We start from the raw sequence: 17465 nt of genomic DNA, 5'->3' as shown, positions 1-17465 counted from the left end.
CACAGGGCTTCAACCTTAGGATTTCTCCACCAGTTGCCTGTCAGCTACCGAGCGTCTTGGCACTTACTCGGATTGGACTTTCACCAATTAGCAATTAACGGCTTGCTGGGCACGCCAAAATGAAAAAGCACATTAAACGTGCTTTTTTTATTTTAACCAATAGGTTTGACCGTATCTACAAATTCCCTATTTTTAGTATCTTAACGATTATTTTCCCATTAAAAAATACGTCTTTAGATATGTATAATAACCATAATTTAGACATATAATCTAACAATCCATTAGGAGGGAGGAAAAACCATGAATAGTCGGATTTTCTTATTCCTAGCAACAATTATCAGTGGTTTTGCACTTATTCGAATTCCTTTAGCAGATACATTTCTAGCTAGTATCGAACCTGTTACAACAATAATTGGTGTATTAGCGATTCTAATATTCTCACTTGTGCTTATTTATTATGGTATTAGAAATTTGTTTAGTAAATAGAAGTATGGGAAAGTACTCCTTGAGTACTTTCCCTTTTTACATACGTGCTAACAACTATACAAACCGCAATCAATTGAATGCGTTTTTGTACTTGTATCATGTTCTTACCTTTTAGAAATTCTAAAAAGTGATTAATTAAACTAAAAATAGGAATTTCAACTAGGCAGGATAATTAAAACTTCTAGTTCATTCATATTTTTGATACATACGTTGCTATTGCTCTTTGCACATCATAGATACTATTGTCTTTTTTAAATTGTTTCGAAACTGGATTTGCCGTACTAGATATCCAGATCTTTAACTCTGCATCTAAATCAAAACTCCCAGCCGTCTCTACGCTAAAATGTGTAATACTCTTATAAGGAATAGAGTGATATTCAATCTTTTTACCAGTAACTCCTTGCTTATCGATTAGAATTAAACGAGTATTGGTGAAAACAATTAAATCACGGATTAATTTATAAGCTTTTTCAACTTTTTCATTTTCAACAATTACTAACTCTAATTCTTTTTCCACAGATTTAATATCAACCTCTGAAACATTCCCCATTAACCCATCTAAAATACCCATATAAACCTCCAATATTTAAATGATTAGAAATCTTTCCTTCTTTACATGGTTATTTTATTCCTAAGTATTATGTTTTAAGCCTCATTCAGAATATTCATTGATATTATTGTACTGGTTAGAGAATGACAGAATCAAAATAGTATTATCATTTAAAGAAAAACAGGAACAATAAAAACCACCCTTTATTGGTTTAGTTTCCAACAAAATAAGTGGTTTTGGATTGGTCTAATGAAAAATATAGCAAAAATAAGATCAAAATTTCAATAAAAAAACAAATTGTCCTTTTTCATGAAAGAATACGCATAATATATATCAAAACAAGAACATGTTATCTTGTTATACTAACGTTTTTCTTATTTTTGCATTTTGTTCATTTGGGACATCATTTGATTAATTTTCTTTTGGGATGGTTTCATTCCCATTTGCATCATCATCATTTTTAGCATTTGTTCGTTAATTGGTGGATTTTTCTTCAGGTAATTCATCATATATTTACGCGCAATGAAAAATCCTAGTGCAACTCCAGCAAGTAGAGCTAGAATGCCTACTAGAATAACAACCCATAATTCCATTGGTTTTCCTCCTTCATGTTGTCTATCTTACAGTGTACTAAATCCATAGCAATTATACAACATTTGAACTATAATTTCTCTATTTTTTCAGCCAAAATTTCTTTCTTTTATAGGGTTCAACCACCCATATCTTTCACCTTTAAAATCCATTGCTAAAAAACAAGGATCAAACTTTCTTAATACTTCAAAAAATATTGTTTCTGCCTCAAAACTTCCATCAGAAGAAAGTTCAAGATGCCGATTTTTCACAATGAGGGTAGCGTTTCCAACATTTCCTTTTAAAGCAATTTTATGTATATGATGGAACATTTGATAATCTGTACGTTTTGATAAATGAGTTCCTAGTAATTGATGTATAAATAAAGCTGGTATTGGTTTAGAAATATACTGAATTTGTTTTTCAATTGTACTTCCATGAGCTGAACGAGCTGTTGTCCAGTGAAAGTCTTGAAACAGATGGTAGATTTTAGATTCCCGCCCAAAATAGTGACTTGCAAACTCTTCTTCTATTAAATAAATATAATAGTGTCTCACCATTTCACTCTCCCCAACCATTCTATTTCTCTAATTATATAAGAAGTCAAAAGAAATAATTGTCTTAAACTGGAGAGAGAAGCCACTATTTTTGTCGAACAGCTCTAGTTAGAATCTGGTTTCAATAAGAAACAGGAGGAATAATAGTCCTCCTCCTGTTTTTAGTGAAGATCTTTCCTTCTCTCATTTTTGATTTTTTGAGGTGTTACATCATTCCCGTTTGGATCAACAACTGTAACTCCTTTAAGTGTAGTTTTCATTGAAGAGCGAAAAGCATCTAAATATTCTCTACGTAAAGCCTGTTGTTCAACTTTTTCTTTATCCGTTAAGCCTTCTGTCTTTGATTTCTTAGATAATTTATTTATTCGATCTATTTTAGATTTTGGTAACATCATTTTACTCCTCACATTATTAGAATATACTTCACACATTGTGTAAATAATTATAGAATATAAGCATTTCCACAAAAGTCATCATACTAAATAGAGAAGAAAATAACAACTTTCTATACTTATGTATCATCCAAATTTGGATGAGTTATTTCGTGGTGCTCTTTGTATCTTCTATGGACTGTTGCTTTGCTAACATCAAATCCTAAACCTCTCAGTGTTGCTGCTATTTCCTGAAATGTTAGCTTCTTATCTCTTAGTTTAATAATTTCATCAATTGGTACCTCGATCTTCTCACGTCCTCCTCCTTGCTCTTGATTCTTTAAATTATCCTGAGGATTAAAACCATTCTCTATCGCTCTCTTCATCCCTCTTTTAATCTTGTAATTTGTCATTTTTCTTTGAAATTCTTCCACTGTTGCAAGAATACTCAGTATCATTGAATCTGTTTCGGATAATTCAGGTTCACCTTTTTCATTTAAAGTGAATACTGTAGCATCAAATTTCTTTATTTCATGTAAGAGTACAATTTTAGCGTGACCTCGTCCTAACCTAGTATCATCTTGAACTAATAATACAGAGGCTTTCTTGTCTTTTAACAATTCAAGCGCTTCAATAATTCCATCACGATCAACATCATATCCACTATGTCTTTCTTCTATTACTTTAATAACCTCCATACTATGAGTCTCCGCTAGTGAAAGAAGCTCTTCTTTTTGTCTATCAATTGAAGTATCCTGTGTATCTTTCTCTGTACTAACACGACAATAAATAATTGTTTTCATTTCTGTCACACCTATCAGTTCATTCTTAGTTGTTTTATTCGCTCGCTATCTGTTGAAATTGATGGATTTCTTCCTTTTGTATTGGTACAAAAACGATGTCCCCTGGAGCTATGGTAGTTGAATGAATATGATTTTTTTCCTGAACCCATTTGACAAACTCCTGTTTCGAAATACTATGTTTCTCTTGAAACTGATCTGCAATCGACCAGAGACTATCACCCTCTTTAATTTCTACTTGATGATAATTCTCTAAGCTGTCTGTTTTATTTGTATAAGTAATTCCTGCTGTAATGGCAAATAGAACAACAAAAAAAGCTAGTATGTAAGATAAAGATTCTTTTTTCATAATAACACCCCATAAGAATATTTGTTCGTATTTATATTTAAAGTATAGGACGAACAACTGTTCTAGTCAAGCGTTTTTTCGAACTTATGTTTGTATATATAGGTAAATGATGCTATAATAAACATAAATTAGAGGATCCGAGGTGTCACAGAGGATGACAAAACTATCAAAAAGACAACAAGATATATTAAGCTTCATAAAAGATGAGGTCCAAAAGAAAGGATATCCACCTTCTGTCCGTGAAATTGGTGAAGCAGTAGGTCTGGCATCAAGTTCAACTGTCCATGGACATTTAGCTAGATTAGAATCCAAAGGATTAATTAGAAGGGACCCAACAAAACCTAGAGCAATTGAGATTTTAGAAGAAGAAACACCCCATATTCCAAAGAGTAACGTGATAAATGTTCCGGTTATCGGAAAAGTCACTGCAGGGCTTCCTATAACTGCTATCGAAAATGTAGAAGAGTATTTCCCTTTACCAGATCGCTATATTTCGGAAGATGAACATGTCTTTATGCTAGAAATTATGGGTGAAAGTATGATTGAAGCCGGTATCTTAGATGGCGACTTAGTGATTGTTCGCCAGCAACAGACCGCAAACAATGGTGATATTGTTGTCGCTATGACAGAAGACGACGAAGCGACATGTAAGAGATTTTTCAAAGAAAAAGATTATATTCGTCTGCAACCTGAAAACTCTACTATGGAACCTATCATTTTACGAAATGTAAGTATCTTAGGTAAAGTAATTGGCGTTTATCGCACAGTACACTAGGCTTATCTTAAAAGATAAGCTTTTTCTTGTTTTATATATAAATACAAAAAAGCCTCAACAATAGTCGAGGCTTTTAATATCTATTAATACATTGACATGTATTGTTCTCTTTCCATGGGTGAACTTGAGTACGGAACATAATTGATATCTAAAATACACTATATAGAGATAATTTTATAATAGTAGAAACACGGATCAGACATAAAAGATGCCCATATGTTCCCTAGTTCTGATGCAGTTAAATCAGGATTATGGTTCATTTACTATCTTCTCCTTATTTTTAAGGTATTCCTATGTATAGATAATAGTATCAGTTTATATACAGTGAATTATACTTATGTTTATTACCGTTAATTGAACAAGAAGAGCACATATAAAAAAACTAGCCCCTCCATAAAGGAAGGGCTTTATAAAAATTTACCTTTTTGGTATAGCAACTTAATAATTAATAATAATAAGTAGGACATAAGATTTAGATTTACGTTCTAAAGGAGACAAATCATGGAAAAATTCATACAAAACTTAGATTTATCAGCAGAGGGTATATGGTTTCCATTCACTTTATGTATTATCTCTTTGATTTACATACTTTTTATGCCGAAACGATTAACTTGGAGAGAAATTTACCTTATTTTTGGTACGGTTGGATATGTAGCAGTAATGATAGATATGTTCTTAATGTTAAATTACTTTGATGCTTTTGATTTAGGACGTGATCCAGAGCAAGAAGGCATTGGTGACTTGATAAGTTATGGTATCATCCCATCTTGTTATGCAGTAATATTTCTTAACCATTTAAAAGAAAAAAATAAATGGATATATGTTACTTTGTTTACGCTTTTGTCTTCCTTATCTGAATGGCTGCTTGTTCAAGTTGGATATATGAAATTAAAAGGATGGCAAACTTGGTGGTCAATACCTGTATTTATTATTGTTTTTGGTTTTTGGTTACCTTGGCATTTAAAGCTAATTCGAAAAAAGACATAATAAAGGTTATTAAATTGCTTTGGGCTAGGAATTTAGTTATTAACTCAATGGCTTGAGTTCTATGTAACTTATGTGGCTGGGAAAGTGATATATTGCCATATGACGAAGTTGGATTGATAATTTTTTTAAACACTAAAAAGCCCCTCCAATTAGAAAGGGCATTTTTAATTAATGCAATAATCTGCTTTATCTCCGGTTAATGCTTTCCATGTGTTTTTTCCAACAATACCATCAACAGATAATTCATTATCCTTTTGGAATTCCCTTACTGCTGCTTCACAATCATTCCCAAAAATACCATCAAATCCTTTAGGAACATAACCACGACAGAATACCTTGAATAATGCGTGTGATAGAACCTCTAGCGCCTTCTCTGACTGTTCTTAACGCATTATTGGTGTTTTTGCCAAAGATTCCATCTACTTTTTAGCTCCAAATTGAGTATTTAATTCAGTTTGTAGCCCTTTTATTGCCGCTTTTTTTGTTATCGTACCATATAAACCATCAACTACTAATCCAGTACGATAGTTATTATTTAACCATTTTTGAAAATTATCGATATATCCTTTCTTATCTGTTATTGCAGGATTTTTAACGACCTCGGATTTCACTTGCTCTTTTCGATCAATCGTTTTACTGCTGCCGTTCATTGTTTTCACAACATCATTAATGAATTGATCACAAGTGGTCCCATACTAAATGCATTAATAGGATCGCTTCTCCTTTCTGAATCAAACTTGTAATGTCCCACATTATCCTTACGAGGATTCAAAGCGAATTTTTTACACAAATTGCATGTGATACCAAACAAAACGTTTATAACCTTCTGTGAAGTCTATAGGACCACCGTAACAAAGCTCTACACCAATAGCGCAATCGCAATCATTCGCATCATCACCAAATAAACGATTATCATACGGCTTATTATATTGAACGTGCCAAGCTTTTTCATCAAGAGGAATAATTTTTTTAGATGTACTTTTCATCAATAAAACCATGCGCACTTGCAGAAGGTTGATGCTTGTTAAAGTAATCTTTGTTATTGTGCGCTGTACTTCCAGCATTTCCAGTGTCATGACTTACAATAAATCGAACTTTATTAATCTACTTTCCGCTTCTTGCATTTCCATGTTTTATATATTCTCTAGTAATTGGGTAAGTCATTGTTCTCCCGCTTCCTTTTCGATTTCTTTTTTGATTTTTAATCTGTTTTTACATATGTTTTCTTCCAAACAGCAAAAATATTAATATCTAAAGCAACAGTAGCTGTTACCAGAACACCAAAAGCATCAATACTTTCTTTTGTGAACCAAAAGAAATCCCAATTGTTCCAAAAAACATTAATAGAGCTGTTAAAAATCCACCTAATAAAGTAACAATATCCTTTTTCATATTTAAGCATATCCCTTATTTTCAATAGTGTCTAATCGCCTATGTGCTTGCTTTGCAGATTCCTCAACCCTTGTAATTCGTTCGCTGTGATCATTCAATTGTATTTCTTTAGCTTTTAAGTCAAGGAGAATATTATCTACACCCTACGGATATATCCTAGTTCAACTTTTAATTCTGCCCTTTCTTGTACGTCATCTTTAACTGATTTTGTTCTATTGAGTTGGTAAACTCGATAACTAATTACCAATTCAAATGCTGCAATTAATATCTCTACTTCTATTGTCAATGTCATCAAAACCTTTCATAAAATACAAAAGACCTAGCCATAGAGACTAGGTTTAATGAGTTATTCTGTCGCTGGAGCAACTGATTTTACACTTCTTGAATCAATGATTACACTTCCGATAAGCACTACATGATCACTTGATTCATTGTTTTGAGCTTCTTTTAATTGATTGAATGTTTCTAATGGATCAAAAGAAGCTACCTCGGTTACATGAACTTCCCCACTATGCTCAATTATGTTAACCTTCATAAAAAATCACCTTTCTTATTTTACTAGTTTGTGCTTTACTACTTGTTTTTAGTTTGATTTCTTAATTTATCAATCTCTTTTTTCAATTCTTCATTTTCAGCTTTCACATTGTTGTAATACATTTTGTAATCTCTCTTGAAAGTCTGCTGATTGAGCCGCAAAAACCGCTCTCTCTCTTGAAATTCTTGCTAAATACGAGTTAATGGGGATAGTATGATTGGTGATGGTATTTACAATGGCGACACTTTAGTAGTGGTGGAACAACCAGAAGTAACTTCTTCTGATATTGCAGTAGTGGCAGTTAATGGTGAGGAAGCTACTTTAAAACGAGTGAAATGTGAGGAAGAAATGTGTATTCTTAACCCATCAAATCCATCTATGCAACCTCAATTAGTCCCTGCAAATAAAATTCATATTTTAGGAAAAATAATTCAATCAGGAAGAATTTTTGAATAAGGAGAGTGTTAATATTGGCTACATTTCGTAAGCGTGGAGATAAGTGGGAATATAGAATCTCATACAAAAATCCTTTCTCACTTATATATTCTCATATCAGTAAAAATCTTGACCAAATACGCATTAATCAATATGAGGAATACATGAACAACATTATTGAATTAGATATATAAACCAAAATTATTTTGGTCAAATTTTGGTCAAATCAAAACCTCGCTTCCAGTATCTCAGTTCGAACAAACAATAAAAAAAGCCTCAATACCAGTGGTATCAAGGCTTCATGTTATTAATACATTGACATGTATTGTTCTCTTTCCCATGGGTGAACTTGAGTACGGAACATATCCCATTCGATTTCTTTCGCTTCAATGAAGTGTTCAAATAGGTGCTCACCTAATGCATGTTTCATTGTGCTATCAGCTTTTAATAAGTCTAGTGCCTGAGCTAATGTTGCAGGTAAATCCACGATACCATTTTCAACACGCTCTTCTTTTGACATAACATAAATGTTGCGGTCAATTGGTTTTGGAGCTTCAAGATTGTTTTTAATTCCATCAAGACCAGCTGCTAATAAAACACTCATTGCTAAATAAGGGTTTGCTGCAGGGTCAACACTACGTACTTCAACACGTGTACTTAGGCCGCGAGATGCCGGAATACGAATTAATGGACTTCTATTTTGCGCAGACCAAGCAACATAACAAGGTGCTTCATAACCAGGTACAAGACGTTTATATGAATTAACCGTTGGGTTTGTCACTGCTGTAAAGGCAGGAGCATGCTTGATTATTCCTGCAATAAATTGTCTTGCAGTATCACTTAATTGCAAGTCTCCATTAGGATCTAGGAATGCATTTTCACCTTTACTGAATAAAGATAAATTACAGTGCATACCAGAACCATTAACACCAAATAAAGGTTTTGGCATAAATGTAGCATGCAAACCATGCTTGCGAGCAATTGTCTTAACAACTAGCTTAAATGTTTGAATGTCATCACATGCTTTAATAGCAGAGGCATATTTAAAATCAATTTCATGTTGTCCCGGTGCCACTTCATGGTGAGAAGCTTCAATTTCGAAGCCCATTTCTTCTAATTCTAGAACGATATCACGACGGCAATTTTCACCAAGATCTGTCGGTGCTAAGTCAAAATATCCGCCATTATCATTAAGCTCCAAAGTCGGCTCACCTTTTGCATCTAATTTAAATAAGAAAAACTCTGGTTCTGGCCCTAAGTTGAAATCAGTAAAGCCAAGTTCTTCCATTTCAGAAAGAAGACGGCGTAAATTGTTACGAGGGTCTCCTGCAAAAGGCGTTCCATCCGGATTATAGATATCACAGATAAAACGTGCTACTTTTCCTTTTTCAGCTGTCCAAGGGAAAATTACAAATGTATCTAAATCTGGATATAAATACATATCAGATTCTTCAATACGTACAAACCCTTCAATTGAAGAACCATCAAACATCATTTTATTGTCCAGTGCTTTATCAAGCTGACTTGTTGGGATTTCAACGTTTTTGATCGTTCCAAGAATATCCGTAAATTGCAAACGGATATATTTTACATTATTTTCTTTTACCAAACTCACTATATCTTCTTTTGAATATTTAGCCACCCTTAAAATCTCCTCTCCAATTTCAAAAAGTTTATATTCAATTTTTCATTGCTACTACATTAATTAGTGGAAAAATCTCGACATGTCTCCATGTCTTAATGTAGGTCGATTAAAACGACCTGCTTGCATGAGCTCTGATTTAAGAAGCTTTCGTAATTCTGAATCGCTTATATCAGGTTTTTCAACTGTTTTAGGTTGCTCTTGTTTTTCTTCATTATGTGAGCTATTGCGAGAAAAAATCTCTTTTATTCCCGCTAAGTTGACACCCTGTTCAATCAAATTACGAATCTCCAATAATTTATCTACATCGTTAAAAGAAAATAATCTTCTATTGCTCTCCGTTCTAGCTGGAAAGATCAATTCATTTTCTTCATAATAACGAATTTGTCTTGCAGATAAATCTGTGAGCTGCATAACAATTCCAATAGGAAATAGGGGCATTGAGCGTCGAATATTATCACTCATGTTATTCGCTCCTTTTAGTTAACTAATTTCATTATAACCTATGTAACATTATGTGTCAATCAAATGTCAGCTTACATAACATATAATTCGATATCTATATTGGTAGTTAACTAACAATCGAGATTAATTTTTTATCTATTAAGGAATCTACTGCGGAACAAACCGCAATTTTCACATGAGTGTATGTTAGGCCGCCTTGTACATAAGCAACATATGGTGCTCGAATTGGACCATCTGCAGACAACTCAATGCTGGCTCCTTGAATAAACGTGCCTGCCGCCATGATGACATCATCTTCGTACCCTGGCATATAATTCGGGTATGGGGTTACATGAGAATTAATTGGTGAAGAATATTGGATTGCCTGACAAAAGGCGACCATCATGTCTGGATCATCAAACTGAACAGACTGTATTAAATCAGTTCTCGTACTGTCCCACTTCGGGCTTGTCTTTAAACCTAGTTCCTCTAAAAAGCCTGAAGTAAATACTGCTCCCTTCAAAGCTTGTCCCACAACATGAGGAGCTAAAAAGAATCCCTGGTACATTTCCTGCAGACTATATAGTGAAGCACCAGCTTCAGCTCCGATTCCCGGAGATGTCATTCTATACGAGCATGCTTCGATTAAATCTTGTCTACCAACAAGATAACCACCTGTTTTAGCAAGTCCACCACCTGGGTTTTTAATCAGTGAGCCAGCCATTAAATCAGCGCCAACATGACAGGGTTCTAACTCTTCTACAAATTCACCATAGCAGTTATCTACAAAAATGACAATATCTTCTTTTAATGATTTAACAAACTTTATCATTTCACTTATTTCGGCTATCGTAAAAGATGGTCGTGTGGCATACCCTTTTGATCTTTGAATTCCAATCATTTTAGTTTTATTTGTTACAGCATGTTTTACTGCGTCAAAATCAACTGCTCCATCTTTCTTTAATTCTACAGTTTGATAATCGATTTGAAATTCTTTTAATGAACCAATCCCACTACCTCTTATTCCTACAATCTCCTCAAGTGTATCGTATGGCTTACCTGTGATATAAAGAAGTTCATCACCTGGTCTTAATACTCCAAACAACGCGATGGATATGGCATGAGTACCTGAAATTATTTGTGGTCGAACTAATCCTGCTTCACCACCAAACACGTCAGCATATACTTTCTCTAACGTATCCCTTCCGATATCATCATAGCCATAGCCTGTAGTTGGGATAAAGTGAGAGTCACTCACTCTATGCTGTTGAAAGCTTTTTAAAACCTTGAACTGATTCAATTCACTTATTTGGTCTATCTCTAAATGAATAGGTTGTATCTTTTTTTCCACTTTTCCAACAATTGGTGACAGCTTGTTACCATATTTCAAAAAATCATACATCTTTTAACCCTCTCCGTTATACTTCTCTAGTTGTGAATGAATGGAATGTTCAGGAAGAACAAAACCATCAATTTCATACATTTCACTTTCTTCAATAAATCGTATTTGTTCAATTAATGACTCTGTTTTTAATTGGGAAATCAGTCTCCCTTCATTTGAAGGCACAAGAACAGAGTAATGTTTCATAGAATTCTTAGCAACCGTTTCAACCTTAGCTAATAAAAATTCCAGGTCTTTTTCATTAAAGGCTGAGATTTTTACATAGTCCTCAGAGGGAGAAGGTACAAATGAATTAGGAGTGAGATCCTTCTTATTATATACGGTTAAAATTGGCTTATCCGAGACTTCAAGTTGATCCAATAGTTTATAAACGGTTTTTTCATGGTTTGAATAGTCGTCGTTTGAGCTATCCACTACGTGCAAAATAAGATCTGCTTCTTTAACCTCTTCCAATGTAGAGCGAAAGGCAGCAACAAGAGTTGTTGGTAAGTCTTGAATAAACCCGACAGTATCTGTTATAAGTGCTTGATATGTAGAAGGTAACAATACCTTACGAGTCATCGGATCCAATGTAGCAAACAATAAGTTTTCTTCAAAACTTCCTGCTGTTGTTAAACGGTTAAAAATCGTTGATTTTCCTGCGTTTGTATAACCTACTAACGCTATTTGAAACGCCTGGTTTTTCTTACGACGCTCCCGGTAACGATTTCTGTGACGAACAACAGTTGAAAGTTGTTGTTTGATTTCATTAATCCGATTTCGGATATGTCGACGATCCGTTTCCAATTGTGTTTCACCGGGTCCTCTTGTACCAATTCCTCCCCCTTGACGTGAAAGGGCAATTCCTTGACCTGATAATCTTGGGAGTATATATTGTAACTGTGCCAATTCTACTTGAAGTTTTCCTTCTTTAGACTTTGCACGTTGAGCAAAGATATCTAAAATCAGCTGTGTACGGTCGATAACTCTTGTATTTAATATCTCAGATAAATTTCTAAGCTGACTTGGAGACAGTTCATCATTTAAAATCACTATATCAGGACTAAGTTCTTCCACAAGGTTTAATAATTCATCAACTTTTCCTTTTCCAATATATGTAGCAGGATGCGGTCTCTCTCTTTTTTGAGTTAATTGAATGAGAACTTCACCGTTTGCCGTTTTTGTTAATGAAGCGAGCTCCTCCATCGAATATTGAAAGTGTTCATCTTCCATTGTTTGTAACTGACACCCAGCCAATATAACCTTTTCTTTAAGTGAATCTACTGTATTTTTCAATAAAAAACCATTCCCTTACGCTATTTTAGCAATCTAATCATACCAAATATTCACGTTGTTCACTAATTATTTCTATAGTATATACATAATTCCTTCAAATGTATTCCGGAGGTTTCAAGTAGATTGGAACTAAATCTAACAAAAAAACATTGACCTTTAGCTTATTTCCCATTTAAAATTGTCTGAGCTATAAAAAGAGCAACCTGGAGGAATGGACATTGACTTGGGAAGTTTTAAGTATAATTGGCACCATCGCATTTGCTATAAGTGGCGCTATTGTTGCAATGGAAGAGGAATATGATATTTTAGGTGTTTATATTTTAGGAATTGTCACCGCTTTTGGTGGTGGTGCTATCCGTAATCTATTAATTGGGGTTCCTATTTCAGCCTTATGGGAACAAGGGCTATTATTTCAAATCGCTCTTTTTGCAATGACATTGGTTTTTTTATTTCCACATCGTCTATTACAACACTGGCACAAATGGGGAAACCTAACAGATGCTATCGGTCTTTCTGCATTTGCTATACAAGGTGCTTTATACGCTGTTGAGATGGAGCATCCCATTAGCGCAACCATTGTTGCAGCTGTTTTAACCGGAAGTGGCGGAGGGATAGTTAGAGACTTATTAGCAGGTCGAAAACCTCTAGTTCTAAGGGCTGAAATATATGCATTTTGGGCGATTATAGCCGGTTTTTTAATCGGATTCAAAGTAGTAGATCAATCATACGAATTGTATATCCTTTTTCTTCTCATTGTCGTTCTTCGAGTTCTTTCCTATACATATAAATGGAGACTACCGAACCGGAGATTTCATGTGCCATCAAATAAAAATACCATGGCAGGATGAAAAATTCCCGACTATGAGTTGATCTTGTAACAGTACATTGAAGACAATAATGGCAACTCAATATTTGTAGAGTTGCCATTATATCTCTTAAGCACTTAACAGCCTGTTTGGTGCTTTTTTTGTTTGATTTATCTTACATTTAATATATGTTTGCGTTGTATCAAACATATCTGCCACATATAACGTAGCTCCATAAAATGTTTTATCATTTGACATTTCCTCATCCACAATATATTCATAAATTGCTGACTCAATATCAATTAATAAAGGAAGCACACGATAATTTTTTACAATTATTTGATAAAGTTGTATAATTAAAAACGGATTTTTATTGTATTTTTCAACTAATCCATTAACTCTATATTCATTAAGTGACAATCCATTTTCTACAAGATCCTTTAACTCTTCTAAAAATAATTTGTTATCACTCATTCTGATCACTCCTTCTTATACTTTGTATTCTAACATCGGAGGACTTATTTTGAAAGCGTTACCAAAATTGTATTCAATAGCTTTTTTCGATTAAACACTTAATCTTCTATGCTGATTTCATATCACTTTGCATTGTTATTCTTTAATAGTTATACATATACGCTAACCCTTTACACTTAACCCGTGTAAAGTAATTACAATCACATTTTTAAGACACCAGAATAACTTATTAAAAAAGTCTTTAAAAAGGTGTGAAAGAAATTTGAAATGGAAAAATTATGGATTATGGATGTCTGTTGCATCTGTATTATATATGGTTTTTAAAGACTTAGGCCTTCAAATTGACCTCACTAGTTGGGAAACATATGTCACATCTATATTAGGGATCCTTGTTACACTAGGGATTATTTCAAATCCTGAAAGTGGAAGAGGTTTTTTCAATGCAAAAAAACCTTCACAACTTCCAGACCAATCAGTGAATAGTCAACAATCACTACAGCAAAATACTGTAAAAAATGAGATGAATACTGAAATAGAATCAGAGGAAATGACACCTGATCGTCAGTATATTCCATATGAGAAATAATTAAAAAAGATAGCCTTCACATCGGAGGCTATCTTTTTTAATCCTTCTCTTCTTCAATTTTCTCAACTTTAACAATACCATCAATATGATTTTCAGACTCAACATAAGCTAAAATTTTATCGTGAACTTTTATTGAATCGGTTATGGGATATTTTACACGATCACGGTGAAAATGTATTTTTGACTTTCCATCAACAGATTCCCCGAAGTATTGATTTCCATCAACTTCTGTAATGATGTATGTAAGGGTTTTGTAATTTTCCAAGGGATCGGAAATAGCTGCAGTTTCCTTTGTTTCTCCTCCTTTTGGAAAAGGATACACTAGCACGATCGATAACGTGATTAATATCACAACTAGAATGATTAATAAAGTAACCTTCGTTTTCATCATTACCTCCATTAAAACAATAAAAGTCTCATCAATTAGAACGATATATGATAGATATATTCAGAATTAAAGAAAAACAACAGGAAGCTCAAGCTACTTTTCCTGCTGGTGTAGGATCAATTCTCATCTGAAATGACTAAATCCTGACTTTTTATTGTCAAGAGATCTTCTCTATGGTACCTGTCGGATAATAATAACCTCATGGCTTGGGATCGAATCGACTTTTCTATTATATTTCGAACATAACGACCGTTACTGAACTTTGAGGGGTGCGTTACTGATTTAACACTCATTAAATGTTCTTTCAGTTTCATAGCTGCATCTTGATGAAACTTATATTCTCTTTCTGCCATCATTAAATTCGAGATTTCCATTAAATCATCAACCGAATAATCCGGAAAATCAACAACTAGTGGAAACCTTGACAATAAACCCGGATTCAATGATAAAAAATGTTCCATTTCACGAGGATATCCAGCTAATATTAAGACAAAATCATGCTGCTTATCTTCCATATGTTTTACTAATGTATCTATTGCTTCCTTACCAAAATCCTTCTCTCCACCTCTTGCAAGGGAGTAAGCTTCATCAATGAACAGTATACCGCCTAGGGCCTTTTTTACGAGATCTCTTGTTTTTTGTGCAGTGTGACCGATATATTCACCAACAAGATCAGCCCTTTCTGCTTCAATAAGATGGCCTTTTGAAAGGACATTCATTTGAAAAAATAACTTTCCTACTAGTCTAGCTACAGTTGTTTTACCCGTCCCCGGATTACCTTTAAACATCATATGAAGTGCTTGTTTGCCCGCTTTTAGTCCTTGCTCTTCACGTTTTTTATTAATAAAGATCCACGCATATATTTCTTTTATCATTCTCTTCATCTCATTCATACCAACAAGGGAACTCATTTCTTCTTCTATTTCATTTAGGACCGCATGTTTAACCTCAAGCCTTGGAATTTTTAAATCATAAGAAGAAGGACTAACTTCTATCTTTTCTTTTGACTGATTATTTAAAATAATGTTTATCTGTCCATTTGTCTTGTATGTGACTGCTTGATCCCGTTCCATAGATGTCCACCTCACAATCTGCTCCGAATAAAGAAAAGGCTTTATTACTCCATCAACTAGCCTCTATTAAGCTATTTATTTCGACAAGTTTATTAAGATCCAAAATAAAAGAACTGTTGATTAATTACGAAAATACAAGAATCTTGTTGCTTTTTGCGCTTTCCCAAGAAATATTTATTCCTTTTATTTATATGCTGATATTTTCAAGTTACAACCTAAGCTATAAGATTCTATATAAAATGTATGAAGGGACATGCAAGTAAATGAGGACTTTTTGCGGTAGAAGGATAGATAAATAAGAAAAGGAGTTGATGAATGTATCATCAACTCCTTTTCTTTATTACTGCTCCAGCTCAATTTGAATATTCTTTTGTGGCGAAAAAGTAGATATTGCATGTTTATAAATTAGTTGTTGTTTTCCTTCTGTTTCTAATAATACAGTGAAATTATCAAAGCCTTTAACAAGACCTCTTAATTGAAAGCCATTAAGTAAAAAAACAGTGACAAATGTGCCATCTTTACGTAATTGATTAAGTACTTGATCCTGAATATTAATTGATTGCTTCATGTTTCGTCCTCCTCTTTTCTCTATACCTTTTAATTCGATTAAAGTTGAAGCTTTCCTGCTATGTATAAAAAAATTTCATCCACCATTTGTTCGTTTTTTATCGGTGGTGTCATATCAAACCATTTTACATCCATTTTGTTCCGAAACCATGTTAATTGCCGTTTTGCATATCTCCTGGAATTTTGTTTTAACTGATTCAGTGCTTCATTGTACGATACTTTCCCATCAAAATAATCATATATTTCTTTATATCCAATTGCTTTGATTGATTGTGTATCCCGCAGACCTTGATTATAAAGACCTTTCACTTCATCAATAAGGCCATTTTCAACCATTATATCTACTCGATCATTTATACGCTGATACAGGAGATCACGATCCATTGTTAACCCAATAAGAGCCACATCATATAACAAATTATTTTCTTGTTGTTTTAGATGCTCATGCATTGGAATTTTTGTACAATGAAAAATTTCAAGTGCTCTTATCACTCTTCTTGTATTGTTCGGATGGATCTTCTCGGCTGATTCAGGATCAACTTGAGCTAATAATTGATGAATTGCCTGCTCACCTTTTTTATTTAGTTCCAATTCAAGGTTTTTTCGAAATTCCGGATCAGATGGAGCCTCCGTAAACTGATAGTCATATAGTACAGATTGTATGTAGAGGCCTGTCCCTCCAACTATCATGGGCATCTTGTTTTTATCCGTAATTTCATTAATTAAAAGTCTGGCTGTTTCCTGGAATTCGGCTACTGAATAAGCATCATCAGGTTTCTTAATATCAATGAGATGATGTGGAATTCCTTCCATTTCTTCATTGGTAATTTTAGCTGTACCAATGTCCATTCCTTTATAAATTTGCATTGAATCACCACTAATTATTTCACCGTTTAAACGATGGGCAATTTCAATACTAAGTTTAGTTTTACCAACTGCTGTTGGTCCAATAATGACAACTAGTTTCTTTCTTTCCAAACACAACCACTCTTTCAAAGCAA

Annotated in this window: 26 protein-coding genes and 2 pseudogenes; 7 read left to right on the top strand and 21 right to left on the bottom strand. The window is 33.8% G+C overall.

Features of this window, described 5'->3' with window-relative positions:
* The first annotated feature begins 300 nt into the window (after window positions 1–300).
* On the top strand, window positions 301–486 hold the full coding sequence (locus LC095_RS11970; protein WP_226528376.1) for a hypothetical protein: 186 nt from the start codon (window positions 301–303) through the stop codon (window positions 484–486).
* Window positions 487–676: 190 nt separating this feature from the next.
* Here LC095_RS11970 and LC095_RS11965 read toward each other — a convergent pair whose 3' ends face one another.
* The 6 genes from LC095_RS11965 to LC095_RS11940 all read right to left on the bottom strand — a co-directional run bounded on the left by LC095_RS11965 (window position 677) and on the right by LC095_RS11940 (window position 3683).
* Window positions 677–1057, bottom strand: coding sequence for a PH domain-containing protein (locus tag LC095_RS11965; RefSeq protein WP_226528375.1), 381 nt, complete (start codon window positions 1055–1057; stop codon window positions 677–679).
* Window positions 1058–1410: 353 nt separating this feature from the next.
* Window positions 1411–1629: a YneF family protein gene (locus tag LC095_RS11960; RefSeq protein WP_026559250.1), complete on the bottom strand. Its 219-nt coding sequence runs from the start codon at window positions 1627–1629 to the stop codon at window positions 1411–1413.
* 87 nt (window positions 1630–1716) lie between these two features.
* Window positions 1717–2166 (bottom strand): sporulation inhibitor of replication protein SirA, encoded by a 450-nt coding sequence (gene sirA / locus LC095_RS11955; RefSeq protein ID WP_026559251.1) that lies wholly within the window; start codon window positions 2164–2166, stop codon window positions 1717–1719.
* A 158-nt stretch (window positions 2167–2324) separates the two neighbouring features.
* On the bottom strand, window positions 2325–2555 hold the full coding sequence (locus LC095_RS11950; RefSeq protein WP_078434216.1) for a DUF896 domain-containing protein: 231 nt from the start codon (window positions 2553–2555) through the stop codon (window positions 2325–2327).
* A 119-nt stretch (window positions 2556–2674) separates the two neighbouring features.
* Entirely contained in the window at window positions 2675–3337 is a 663-nt protein-coding gene (locus LC095_RS11945) for a recombinase family protein (protein WP_226528374.1), read from the bottom strand.
* Window positions 3338–3371: 34 nt separating this feature from the next.
* Window positions 3372–3683, bottom strand: a complete 312-nt coding sequence (locus LC095_RS11940) for a LysM peptidoglycan-binding domain-containing protein (protein ID WP_226528373.1) — start codon at window positions 3681–3683, stop codon at window positions 3372–3374.
* Between the two features lie 154 nt (window positions 3684–3837).
* On the opposite strand from LC095_RS11940, the gene lexA reads away from it, so the two are divergent.
* Both lexA and LC095_RS11930 read left to right on the top strand, forming a co-directional pair.
* Window positions 3838–4458: a transcriptional repressor LexA gene (gene lexA, locus LC095_RS11935; RefSeq protein ID WP_226528372.1), complete on the top strand. Its 621-nt coding sequence runs from the start codon at window positions 3838–3840 to the stop codon at window positions 4456–4458.
* A gap of 501 nt (window positions 4459–4959) precedes the next feature.
* Window positions 4960–5445, top strand: a complete 486-nt coding sequence (locus tag LC095_RS11930; RefSeq protein WP_226528371.1) for a hypothetical protein — start codon at window positions 4960–4962, stop codon at window positions 5443–5445.
* A 164-nt stretch (window positions 5446–5609) separates the two neighbouring features.
* Here the strand turns inward: LC095_RS11930 and LC095_RS11925 are convergent.
* The 6 genes and pseudogenes from LC095_RS11925 to LC095_RS11900 form a co-directional block, all read right to left on the bottom strand.
* Window positions 5610–5756, bottom strand: a pseudogene (locus tag LC095_RS11925) (peptidoglycan-binding domain-containing protein); the annotation flags it as partial.
* Between the two features lie 108 nt (window positions 5757–5864).
* A complete protein-coding gene (locus LC095_RS11920) occupies window positions 5865–6104 on the bottom strand; it encodes a hypothetical protein (protein WP_226528370.1) in 240 nt (79 codons plus the stop codon).
* Window positions 6105–6227: 123 nt separating this feature from the next.
* Entirely contained in the window at window positions 6228–6521 is a 294-nt protein-coding gene (locus LC095_RS11915; protein ID WP_413467483.1) for a hypothetical protein, read from the bottom strand.
* A gap of 125 nt (window positions 6522–6646) precedes the next feature.
* A complete protein-coding gene (locus LC095_RS11910) occupies window positions 6647–6847 on the bottom strand; it encodes a hypothetical protein (RefSeq protein ID WP_226528369.1) in 201 nt (66 codons plus the stop codon).
* Window positions 6840–7123 (bottom strand): annotated as a pseudogene (locus LC095_RS11905) (hypothetical protein). The gene LC095_RS11910 and the pseudogene LC095_RS11905 overlap by 8 nt, the downstream one beginning before the upstream one ends.
* Before the next feature lie 60 nt (window positions 7124–7183).
* Window positions 7184–7372, bottom strand: a complete 189-nt coding sequence (locus LC095_RS11900) for a hypothetical protein (RefSeq protein WP_226528368.1) — start codon at window positions 7370–7372, stop codon at window positions 7184–7186.
* Window positions 7373–7564: 192 nt separating this feature from the next.
* Between LC095_RS11900 and LC095_RS11895 the strand changes: the two genes are divergently transcribed.
* Both LC095_RS11895 and LC095_RS11890 read left to right on the top strand, forming a co-directional pair.
* Window positions 7565–7828, top strand: coding sequence for a LexA family protein (locus tag LC095_RS11895; protein WP_226528386.1), 264 nt, complete (start codon window positions 7565–7567; stop codon window positions 7826–7828).
* A gap of 14 nt (window positions 7829–7842) precedes the next feature.
* On the top strand, window positions 7843–8001 hold the full coding sequence (locus LC095_RS11890; RefSeq protein ID WP_226528367.1) for a hypothetical protein: 159 nt from the start codon (window positions 7843–7845) through the stop codon (window positions 7999–8001).
* Between the two features lie 113 nt (window positions 8002–8114).
* Here LC095_RS11890 and glnA read toward each other — a convergent pair whose 3' ends face one another.
* The 4 genes from glnA to hflX form a co-directional block, all read right to left on the bottom strand.
* Window positions 8115–9449, bottom strand: coding sequence for a type I glutamate--ammonia ligase (glnA, locus tag LC095_RS11885; protein WP_226528366.1), 1335 nt, complete (start codon window positions 9447–9449; stop codon window positions 8115–8117).
* A 63-nt stretch (window positions 9450–9512) separates the two neighbouring features.
* The gene (locus LC095_RS11880) at window positions 9513–9914 is read right to left on the bottom strand and encodes a MerR family transcriptional regulator (RefSeq protein WP_226528365.1); all 402 of its coding nucleotides are present in this window, start codon (window positions 9912–9914) and stop codon (window positions 9513–9515) included.
* A gap of 106 nt (window positions 9915–10020) precedes the next feature.
* The gene (locus tag LC095_RS11875; protein WP_226528364.1) at window positions 10021–11295 is read right to left on the bottom strand and encodes an aminotransferase class I/II-fold pyridoxal phosphate-dependent enzyme; all 1275 of its coding nucleotides are present in this window, start codon (window positions 11293–11295) and stop codon (window positions 10021–10023) included.
* Between the two features lie 3 nt (window positions 11296–11298).
* Window positions 11299–12570, bottom strand: coding sequence for a GTPase HflX (hflX, locus tag LC095_RS11870; RefSeq protein WP_226528363.1), 1272 nt, complete (start codon window positions 12568–12570; stop codon window positions 11299–11301).
* Between the two features lie 218 nt (window positions 12571–12788).
* Here hflX and LC095_RS11865 point away from each other — a divergent pair, with 218 nt between their 5' ends.
* Window positions 12789–13418 (top strand): trimeric intracellular cation channel family protein, encoded by a 630-nt coding sequence (locus tag LC095_RS11865; RefSeq protein WP_026559260.1) that lies wholly within the window; start codon window positions 12789–12791, stop codon window positions 13416–13418.
* A gap of 87 nt (window positions 13419–13505) precedes the next feature.
* Here LC095_RS11865 and LC095_RS11860 read toward each other — a convergent pair whose 3' ends face one another.
* A complete protein-coding gene (locus LC095_RS11860) occupies window positions 13506–13850 on the bottom strand; it encodes a hypothetical protein (RefSeq protein ID WP_226528362.1) in 345 nt (114 codons plus the stop codon).
* Between the two features lie 262 nt (window positions 13851–14112).
* Between LC095_RS11860 and LC095_RS11855 the strand changes: the two genes are divergently transcribed.
* Window positions 14113–14436, top strand: coding sequence for a hypothetical protein (locus LC095_RS11855; RefSeq protein WP_226528361.1), 324 nt, complete (start codon window positions 14113–14115; stop codon window positions 14434–14436).
* 37 nt (window positions 14437–14473) lie between these two features.
* Here the strand turns inward: LC095_RS11855 and LC095_RS11850 are convergent, their stop codons facing one another.
* The 4 genes from LC095_RS11850 to miaA all read right to left on the bottom strand — a co-directional run bounded on the left by LC095_RS11850 (window position 14474) and on the right by miaA (window position 17448).
* Window positions 14474–14824 carry a hypothetical protein gene (locus LC095_RS11850; protein WP_226528360.1) on the bottom strand — a complete coding sequence of 117 codons (351 nt, stop codon included), beginning with the start codon at window positions 14822–14824 and terminating at the stop codon, window positions 14474–14476.
* 116 nt (window positions 14825–14940) lie between these two features.
* Window positions 14941–15897, bottom strand: coding sequence for a stage V sporulation protein K (spoVK, locus tag LC095_RS11845; RefSeq protein ID WP_226528359.1), 957 nt, complete (start codon window positions 15895–15897; stop codon window positions 14941–14943).
* Between the two features lie 340 nt (window positions 15898–16237).
* Window positions 16238–16465, bottom strand: a complete 228-nt coding sequence (gene hfq, locus LC095_RS11840; RefSeq protein WP_026559264.1) for an RNA chaperone Hfq — start codon at window positions 16463–16465, stop codon at window positions 16238–16240.
* Window positions 16466–16503: 38 nt separating this feature from the next.
* Window positions 16504–17448 carry a tRNA (adenosine(37)-N6)-dimethylallyltransferase MiaA gene (gene miaA, locus LC095_RS11835; protein WP_319005794.1) on the bottom strand — a complete coding sequence of 315 codons (945 nt, stop codon included), beginning with the start codon at window positions 17446–17448 and terminating at the stop codon, window positions 16504–16506.
* Window positions 17449–17465 lie beyond the last annotated feature (17 nt).

This window comes from Metabacillus niabensis (assembly GCF_020524345.1).
Lineage (GTDB): Bacteria > Bacillota > Bacilli > Bacillales > Bacillaceae > Metabacillus > Metabacillus niabensis_B.
Note: the sequence above shows the minus strand (reverse complement) of the source record. Positions and strands in the feature narration are given on the sequence as shown.